At 72.4% G+C, this 8,354-nt stretch carries 9 protein-coding genes; all 9 read left to right on the top strand.

The window, feature by feature from the left end; genetic code table 11:
• The first annotated feature begins 182 nt into the window (after window positions 1-182).
• The 9 genes from ACSNOK_RS27140 to ACSNOK_RS27100 all read left to right on the top strand — a co-directional run bounded on the left by ACSNOK_RS27140 (window position 183) and on the right by ACSNOK_RS27100 (window position 8,268).
• Complete coding sequence (locus tag ACSNOK_RS27140; RefSeq protein WP_436783415.1) at window positions 183-1,466, top strand: geranylgeranyl reductase family protein; 1,284 nt, start codon at window positions 183-185, stop codon at window positions 1,464-1,466.
• Window positions 1,467-1,673: 207 nt separating this feature from the next.
• The gene (locus ACSNOK_RS27135) at window positions 1,674-2,462 is read left to right on the top strand and encodes a class I SAM-dependent methyltransferase (protein ID WP_436783414.1); all 789 of its coding nucleotides are present in this window, start codon (window positions 1,674-1,676) and stop codon (window positions 2,460-2,462) included.
• A gap of 131 nt (window positions 2,463-2,593) precedes the next feature.
• The gene (locus ACSNOK_RS27130; RefSeq protein WP_436783413.1) at window positions 2,594-3,502 is read left to right on the top strand and encodes a BtrH N-terminal domain-containing protein; all 909 of its coding nucleotides are present in this window, start codon (window positions 2,594-2,596) and stop codon (window positions 3,500-3,502) included.
• A 145-nt stretch (window positions 3,503-3,647) separates the two neighbouring features.
• Window positions 3,648-3,935, top strand: coding sequence for an acyl carrier protein (locus ACSNOK_RS27125; protein WP_436783412.1), 288 nt, complete (start codon window positions 3,648-3,650; stop codon window positions 3,933-3,935).
• Window positions 3,932-5,119, top strand: coding sequence for an acyl-CoA dehydrogenase family protein (locus ACSNOK_RS27120; protein ID WP_436783411.1), 1,188 nt, complete (start codon window positions 3,932-3,934; stop codon window positions 5,117-5,119). Before ACSNOK_RS27125 ends, ACSNOK_RS27120 begins: the two co-directional genes overlap by 4 nt.
• The gene (locus ACSNOK_RS27115) at window positions 5,116-5,970 is read left to right on the top strand and encodes a hypothetical protein (RefSeq protein WP_436783410.1); all 855 of its coding nucleotides are present in this window, start codon (window positions 5,116-5,118) and stop codon (window positions 5,968-5,970) included. The genes ACSNOK_RS27120 and ACSNOK_RS27115 overlap by 4 nt, the downstream gene beginning before the upstream one ends.
• A complete protein-coding gene (locus tag ACSNOK_RS27110) occupies window positions 5,967-7,088 on the top strand; it encodes an SDR family oxidoreductase (RefSeq protein ID WP_436783409.1) in 1,122 nt (373 codons plus the stop codon). Before ACSNOK_RS27115 ends, ACSNOK_RS27110 begins: the two co-directional genes overlap by 4 nt.
• The gene (locus ACSNOK_RS27105) at window positions 7,085-7,993 is read left to right on the top strand and encodes an alpha/beta fold hydrolase (protein ID WP_436783408.1); all 909 of its coding nucleotides are present in this window, start codon (window positions 7,085-7,087) and stop codon (window positions 7,991-7,993) included. The genes ACSNOK_RS27110 and ACSNOK_RS27105 overlap by 4 nt, the downstream gene beginning before the upstream one ends.
• Window positions 7,990-8,268, top strand: a complete 279-nt coding sequence (locus tag ACSNOK_RS27100) for a phosphopantetheine-binding protein (protein ID WP_436783407.1) — start codon at window positions 7,990-7,992, stop codon at window positions 8,266-8,268. The genes ACSNOK_RS27105 and ACSNOK_RS27100 overlap by 4 nt, the downstream gene beginning before the upstream one ends.
• Window positions 8,269-8,354 lie beyond the last annotated feature (86 nt).

The raw sequence follows: 8,354 nt of genomic DNA, 5'->3' as shown, positions 1-8,354 counted from the left end.
CCCCCCCCCCCCCCCCCGGCGCACGTCCAGGACCGTCGCGCCCCCGTACCCGCCCCCGCTCCGGGCCCGGCCCACCGGCCACCCGGCCGGGTCCGGCTCATAGACTCGTCGCAGACCGAGCAGTCCCCTCCACGCACCCGAACCAAGCACCCGAACCCACGCACCCGAACGGGAGAGCCGACGTGACCGACGCCCCTGCCGAACACACCGCCGATGTGATCGTGGTCGGGGCCGGTCCCGCCGGCTCCGCCACGGCGTACCACCTGGCCAGGACCGGCCTCGACGTCCTCCTGCTGGAGAAGACGGCCTTCCCGCGCGAGAAGGTCTGCGGCGACGGCCTCACCCCGCGCGCCACCAAGCAGCTCATCGCCATGGGCATCGACATCTCGGAAGAGGCCGGCTGGCTGCGCAACAAGGGTCTGCGCATCATCGCGGGCGGCAACCGGCTCCAGCTCGACTGGCCGGATCTCGCCTCGTTCCCCGACTACGGCCTGGTCCGCAAGCGCGACGACTTCGACGAGCAGCTCGCCCGGCAGGCGGTCAAGGCAGGGGCCCGGCTGTACGAGCGCTGCAACGTCGGCGCCCCGATCCTCGACGAGCGCACGGGCCGGGTCACGGGCGTGGAGGCGAAGCTCGGCGAGGAGAAGGCGCCGGTCACCTTCCACGCCCCGCTCGTCGTCGCCGCCGACGGCAACTCGACGCGGCTCTCCGTCGCGCTCGGCCTGCACCGCCGCGACGACCGCCCGATGGGCGTCGCCGTCCGCACGTACTTCACCTCCCCGCGCCACGACGACGACTACCTGGAGTCGTGGCTGGAGCTGTGGGACCGGCGCGGCGCCGAGGACCGGCTGCTGCCCGGCTACGGCTGGATCTTCGGCATGGGCGACGGCACCAGCAACGTCGGCCTCGGCGTCCTCAACACCTCCGCGTCCTTCAAGGAGCTGGACTGGCGCGAGGTGCTGAAGGCATGGTGCGCCTCCATGCCGGAGGAGTGGGGCTACACGCCGGAGAACATGACCGGGCCGATCCGCGGCGCCGCGCTGCCGATGGCATTCAACCGCCAGCCGCACTACACGCGCGGCCTGTTGCTGGTGGGCGACGCGGGCGGGCTGGTGAACCCGTTCAACGGCGAGGGCATCGCCTATGCGATGGAATCCGGCCAGATCGCCGCCGAGGTCATCGTCCAGGCGCTCGGCCGGGCCACCCCCGAGCAGCGCGAACTCGCCCTGCGCCGCTACCCGAAGGTGCTGAAGGACACGTACGGCGGCTACTACACGCTCGGGCGCGCCTTCGTGAAGCTCATCGGCAACCCGAAGATCATGAAGCTGGCGACCGAACGCGGGCTGACGCACCCGATGTTGATGAAGTTCACACTCAAGCTGCTGGCCAACCTGACGGATCCGACCCATGGTGACGCCATGGACCGGGTCATCAACGGGCTGAGCAGGATCGCCCCCAAGGCCTGACCGGCTCGACCGCTTTACCGGAACGCGGCGTTCCGGGCCTTTGACGCTTTGGTCGTCAGGGTCCGGGACGCCGCGTTCCGTTGGTATTAACCCGTTGGATACAGCTATTTCCCAACAGGTATTGACAATTGATCGCTACGGCCCAGTAGGGTCATACGTGCTTGGTGAAGCAGTTGTGGCTCTCCGTACAGGGAAAGGCTCGACTTCATGTCGCTCCGGAGCGGTGGCGAGGACCAGTTAGCGCGTAACCGGCAGGAGTTCGCGCGTCAGGCGAGTACGTTCGAGGACGCGCGGCTGAATACGGCGTTCACCATGAGGCTGCGGGAGCTCGTCGAGTTCGCCGCTCCCCGGCCGGAGGACGTCTGTCTGGAGGTGGCCTGCGGCACGGGGCTCGTGTCGAGGGCGCTCGCCGGGCACGTCCGGCATGTCACGGCCCTGGACGCGACGCCCGAGATGCTCGCCACGGGCAAGCGGGAGGCCGACGCCGAGGGGCTGTCGCAGATCGTCTACCAGCGGGGCGACGCCGCCGCGCTGCCCTTCCTGGACGATTCGTTCTCGCTGGTCGTCACCCGGTTCTCGCTCCACCACGTGGTCTCGCCCGAGGCCGTCGTCCGGGAGCTGGTCCGGGTCTGCCGGCCCGGCGGGCGCATCGTCGTCGCCGACATGGTGCGCCGCCCCGAGCTGGGCGGCGACCCCGACCGGATCGAGCGGCTGCGCGACCCCTCGCACGGCACGATGCTCACCGTCGACCGCGTCACCGAGCTGCTCACCGCCGCCGGAGCCGCTGTCCGCGACGCCGAAGTCATCGACGTCCGGCGGCCGTTGGCTCCCTGGCTGGAGCAGGCGCGCACACCCGCGGAGACGGCGGCGCGCATCGAGAAAGAACTGACCGGCGAACTGGCCGGCGGCCCGGTGACCGGAATGCGGCCCGTCACTCTCGACGGCACGCTGCATTACACCCAGAGCTGGGCCCAGCTCCTCGCGGTCCCCGCCTGACCGGCGGACCGCCGCGCCGCGCCGCGGCGCACCCACGCAACGGAACGTGCTCCACATCGACCAGAGCCGGCGGGTCACCGCCGGTGCACCGCCGCCCGGGGTGGACCGGGCGGAACGGGGGAGACAGCACAGTGCCGCACACCGACATCGACCTCATACCCGCCCATACCGGCAGCACGCCGTTCGGCACCTGCTACCAGCAGTGCGTGGCGAACCTCGCCGCCTGGTACGGGCTGCCCGACGCCGAGGACGTCCTCGTCACCACCTGGGGGTTCGGCTGGGACGGCGGAACCGTCCTGCGGGGGAGCGACCGCTGGGTCACGGCGGCCGCCCGCCTCCACGGACTCCCGCTCCAGGAGCGGCGGTCAGGCTCTTACGCGGAGCTCCGCGCGCTGGAGGAGGCCGAGCTGGCCGCCGGCCGCCCCACGGCCGCCGCCGTCGACGCCTACTGGCTGCCCTCGGAGTACGAGGGCGTCGAACACATCGCCCACTGCGTCCTGGTCACCGGCCGGGACGCCGACGGGGTCACCGTCGTCGACCCCATGAACCGTCCGGAGCCCGTCCGGTATCCGGAGGAGCGCTGGCGTACGCTGCGCTCGGCGGACGCGGCCGACGGGTTCCGCACCTTCTTGCTGGCCGGCGGGCCCACCCGCAAGCCCTCCGCCCAGGAGCTGGCCCGGGCCGTGAGCGAGGACCGGCGCGCGCACCACGAGCGCGACAGCGCGGCCCTCGCGGCGTACATCGAGGCCTGCGACACGGCCGAGGCCGGCCTGCTCGACGTGAGCGGCGCCGCGGCCGAACGGCACTTCCTCGGCCGCCTCTTCCGTCATCTGGCGGACAGCGCACCGGAGTTGGAGCCCGTGGCCGTCGAGGCCGCGTCCCTCACCCGGCGCTGGTACCTGGTCCACACGCTGTCCCGGGAGTCCGGCGGCTCGCCGGAGGGGCGGCGGCGCCTGGTCCGCATGCTGCGCGATCTCCAGAGCCGCGAGGAGCGGCTGGCGGCGCACGTCGACGAAGCCGTCGCCGCCCTGCCCGCGTAGCACCTCACCACACGTAGCGCCGCGTCACATGGAGCACCACTCCATGCGTAGCACCACGCTGCGTGGCACCACTCCACTCACTCTCCCACCTTCTGCTTCGCGCACTCGCGCATCAGCACTCTCTGTAAGGCTAGGAGTACTTCCCGTGCCCGAAAGCGCAACACCCTGCGAGCACGCCGTCCGCGAGGCGCTCGCCCGCCACTCCGACCTCGGCGCCACGGCGCACGAGCTGCCCGCCGACGGCGACCTCTACGCCGCCGGGCTCACCTCGCTGGCCTCCGTGCGGGTCATGCTCGCCCTGGAGGAGCGGCTCTCGGTCGAGATCCCCGAGGAGCGCATCGGCCGCGCCCTCTTCGGCTCGATCGCCCATCTGGCCTCCGTCCTCGCCGAGTTGACCGGCGACCGCGAGCAGCCTGTGGGGGCCGGCCGGTGACCGCCACGAGCGAACGCGCGTTGCTGACGGATCGTCAGGCGCTCGCCGCGGCGGCCGAGGTGGCCGCAGTGGCGGCCGAACACGCCGCCGCCACCGACCGCGACGCCGCCTTCCCCGCCGCCGGTGTCGCCGCGCTCCGCGAACGCGGCCTGCTGTCCGCGGCCGTCCCCAAGGAGTACGGCGGCCAGGGCCTCGACCCGGTCACCCTGACACGGATCGGCGCCCGGCTGGCCGGCGGCTGCGCCGCCACCGCCATGGTCTGGGCGATGCACCAGCTCCAGGTGGCCTGCCTGGCCCGGAGCGCCCCCGCCTCGCCGGAGATCGCGGCGGCGCTGACCGGCATCGCCGAGCGGCAGCTGCTGATCGCCTCGATCACCTCCGAGGTGGGCGTCGGCGGCGACATGCGGCGCAGCGTCGCGGCCGTGGAACCGGGGGACGGCGGCATGGTCCGGCTGGCCAAGAAGGCCACCACCGTCTCGTACGGCGAGCACGCCGACGGCTTCCTCGTCACCGCCCGCTCCGGCCCCGACGCGGCGCCGACCGATCAGGTCGCGGTGCTCGTCATGGCCGAGCACGCGGAGCTGGAGCGCACCGGCGACTGGAACCCGCTGGGCATGCGCGGCACGTGCAGCCCGCCGTTCACCCTGGACGCGACGGTGCCCGCAGGCATGGTGCTGCCCGAGCCGTTCGGGGAGACCGCCACCCGCTGCATGGTGCCGCTCTCCCACCTGCTGTGGTCGGGCGTGTGGACGGGCATCGCCGCGGACGCGGTGCGCCGCGCGGTGGCGTACTCCAAGGTCAGGATGCGCGCCCAGCTCAAGGCCGGGCGCACGGCGGACGACCCGCGCCTCGGCCGGGCCTACGCCGACCTGCGGGTGCTCCAGGACACGGTGGCGCGGTTCGCCGACGACTACGCCGTGTGGGACGCCGCCCAGGACGCGGACACCACCGCCATGACCGTCCGGGCCAACGCGCTGAAGACCGGCGTCTCGGTGGACGCCGTGCGGGTGGTCGAGCAGACGCTGGAGATCTGCGGGATGGCGGGCTACAGCGAGTCCGGCCCGTACTCGGTCGCCCGGCACCTGCGGGACCTCTACTCCGCCCGCCTGATGATCGCCAACGGCCGCCTGGAGCTGGCCAATTCGGAACTGCTGCTTCTCACGGGGGACCTGATACAGGAATGACCGGCAACGACACCAAGGCGGCCCGCGCCGCCGACGACCTGACGGCCGGGGGCTGGGCGCTCCCCGCCGGCGCGGTGGGCACCCACCGCTTCACGCCCAAGTTCGAGGCAGTGATCGCCGGCCTCCAGGCCCGGCTGACCGCCCTGGGCGGCACCGAGGGGCCGGTCTGGCACCCGCCGGTGCTCTCCCGCTCCCTGATCGACCGGGCCGAGTACGCCGAATCGTTCCCGCACCTGCTGGGCTCGGTGAACGCCATGGACGAGGACGCCGACGGCGTCGTCCTGGCACCCGCCGCCTGCTACCCGGTCTACCCGGGGCTCGCGGACGGCACGGTGGAGGAGCAGGCCCACTTCGACGTGGCCGGCTACTGCTACCGGCACGAGGCCACCAGCGAGCTCGGCCGGTTCCGGACGTTCCGCATGCGCGAGTTCGTCACCGTCGGCGCGGACGAGCCGGTGACCGCCTGGCGGGACGGCTGGATCGAGCGCGCCGCGAAGCTCTTCGCCGAGCTCGGCGTGGCGGTCGACATCGTCTCGGCCACCGACCCGTTCTTCGGGCCCGGCGGGCGCTTCATGCGCGCCAGCCAGCTGGAGCAGGACCTGAAGTACGAGTTCGTGGCCAAGGTGTCCCCCGAGGACCCCGGCACGGCCATCGCCTCGGCCAACTGCCACAAGGACCACCTGGGCGCCCGGTTCGCCGTCCGGCTGCCCGACGGCGGGACCGCGCACAGCGCCTGCGCCGCCTTCGGCCTGGAGCGGATCGCGCTCGCGCTCATCAACGCCCACGGCGACGACCTGAACGACTGGCCCGCGCTCGCCGCGGCCCTGCCCACCCCCGGGAGCCCGGCATGACGCACGTCCCCCACCACCTGGTCACCGGCGCCACCGGTTTCGTCGGCGGCGCCCTCGTCCTCGAACTCCTCGCCCGCACCGACGCCGAGATCCACTGCGTCGTCCGGCCGCGCCAGGACCTCTCCGCCGACGAGCGGCTGCGCTCCGCGCTGACCACGGCCGCCGCCTCGTACGGCATCACGGACCTCGACGAGGCCATCGCCACCCGCTGCCACGCCGTGGCCGGCGACCTGACCGCCGAGGCGGCCGGCGTCGACGCGGCCGCGCTGCCCGAGGTCGAGCAGGTCTGGCACGTCGCCGCCTCGCTCGCCTACGAGGAGCACCGCCGCGAGGAGATCCTCCGCGACAACCTCGGCGGCACCCAGCACGTCCTGGAGCTGGCCCGGGCGCTGAAGGCGCCGACGTTCAACTACGTCTCGACGGCGTACGTGGCCGGCGACCGCACCGGCTTCATCCCGGCCGAGCGCGTCGGCGACGGCGTGGTGAGCAACAACGCCTACGAGCACAGCAAGATCCAGGCCGAACGGGCGGTGTACGAGGCCGGGTTCGAGCGGACCCGCATCTTCCGTCCCAGCATCGTCATCGGCCACAGCCGCACCTTCGCGGCGACCAGCTTCACCGGCCTCTACGGCTTTGTGAAGGGCCTCCAGAAGGCCCGCTCGGAGGTCCGCCGCAGCCTCGGCGACATGCTCGTCTTCCGCCCGCTGCGCCTCCGCGCCACCGAGGACGCGCTGGTCAACTTCATCCCCGTCGACCTCGTCGTCGCGGCGGCGGTCGGCGTGGCCCTGGAGGACGGGCCCTCCGACGTCTACCACCTGGCCAACACCGAGCAGCCGTCGGTGGGCGAGACCCTGTCGGAGCTCTGCGACCAGCTCGCCATCAAGCACCCGGTCTACGTCGACACGACCGACGAGTTCACGCTCATCGACGAACGGGTCGACGAGCGCGTCGAGTTCTACCGCTCGTACGTCAACGGCACCAAGGAGTTCGACGTCGCGAACGTCGAGAAGCTGCTCGGCGAGGGCGTCCTGAGCCACCCGCTCCCGCAGGAGCACGTCGGCGAGTTCATTCGCTGGTACCTGGAGCACCACCGCGCCAAGAAGGGAACGAACGCGTGAAGCGCGAAGGCATCGAGTCCTGGGACCTCGCCTACGACGGCAAGCAGGACCTCCACGAGACGGAGGACGGCTGCAAGCTGTACTACGAGGTGCGCGGCGAGAGCGGCCCGGTGGTCACCTTCGTCTCCACCATCTACGTGGTCAGCACGGCCTGGCGGAACTTCACCGGCGAGCTCGCCGGCGACCACCGGCTGCTCACCTACGACCTGCGCAACCAGGGCGCCTCGGAGAGCAAACCGGCCGACTTCGCCCGGCACGCCGACGACCTGCGGTCGCTGCTGGACGGGCTGGGGATCGAGAAGACGTACCTGGTCGGCACCTCCATCTCCACGCTGATCTGCCGCGACTTCGCCGTCGCGCACCCCGACCGGGTGGCCGGCCTGGTCCTCGTCGGCCCGCCGCTCAGCCCGAAGGGCTCGTCGCGGCGCCGCCGGATCGCCAAGTCCTGGCTGAACGCACTGGAGACGGGCGGGCCGCGCGCCCTGTTCGACCTCATCTACCCACTGGTGTTCGGCGAGAAGGCCATCGCCGAGGGCGGCTCCGGCGCCTACCTGGCGCTCCGCGAGCGCTTCCTCGCCATGAACTCCACCGCCCAGCTCGCCGCCAACCTGCGCGAGGCGCTGGAGGCCGACGACAAGGCCGAGCTGCTGGAGCGGATCTCCGCGCCGACGCTGCTGCTCAGCGGCGACGACGACTTCTCGACGACGGAGTCGACGCTGCGGAACGTCGCGGGGCTGCTGAAGAGCGCCGCCGTCGAGATCATCGAGGAGTGCGGGCACCTGCCGTACTTCGAGCGGCCGGCGGAGTTCCAGTCCTCGATCGCCCGGTTCGTGGCGTCCGTCGAGGGCGGCGGGTTCCCGGAGACGTTCGTGCCGCGCGGCGCCACGGCGGGAGCGCTCGTATGACGGACGCCGGTATGACGGACGACATCCTGCGGCGGCTGGTCGCCCTGCTGGAGCGCGTCGCCGCCGTCGAACTGGACGGCCGGCCGGTCACCGAGACGGGCCCGGGCTCGCTGCGTGCGCTGGGGCTGACGTCGGTACGGCTGATGGAGTTCCTGGTCGCGGTCGAGGACGAGTTCGACCTGATCTGGGACGACGACGTGGAGGAGGCGGTGATCGGGTCGCTGGAGGGGATGGCTCGGTACATCGCGGAGGGGGCGGGGGTGCGGGCCGGCTGAGCCGGGTTCTTCTCCCCAGTCCCGCCCCTTCCCGAAAACCGGGGGCACGCCCCCGGACCCCCTGAAACCGCGCTCCGCGCGGTTGT

It is taken from the genome of Streptomyces sp. URMC 126, from assembly GCF_051386555.1.
Lineage (GTDB): Bacteria > Actinomycetota > Actinomycetes > Streptomycetales > Streptomycetaceae > Streptomyces.
Note: the sequence above shows the minus strand (reverse complement) of the source record. Positions and strands in the feature narration are given on the sequence as shown.

Excerpts from the sequence above, each read along its gene's own strand:
- ACSNOK_RS27135 (WP_436783414.1), top strand. The coding sequence starts at position 1,674 with ATGTCGCTCCGGAGCGGTGGCGAGGACCAGTTAGCGCGTAACCGGCAG.
- ACSNOK_RS27115 (WP_436783410.1), top strand. The coding sequence starts at position 5,116 with ATGACCGGCAACGACACCAAGGCGGCCCGCGCCGCCGACGACCTGACG.
- ACSNOK_RS27110 (WP_436783409.1), top strand. The coding sequence starts at position 5,967 with ATGACGCACGTCCCCCACCACCTGGTCACCGGCGCCACCGGTTTCGTC.
- ACSNOK_RS27100 (WP_436783407.1), top strand. The coding sequence starts at position 7,990 with ATGACGGACGCCGGTATGACGGACGACATCCTGCGGCGGCTGGTCGCC.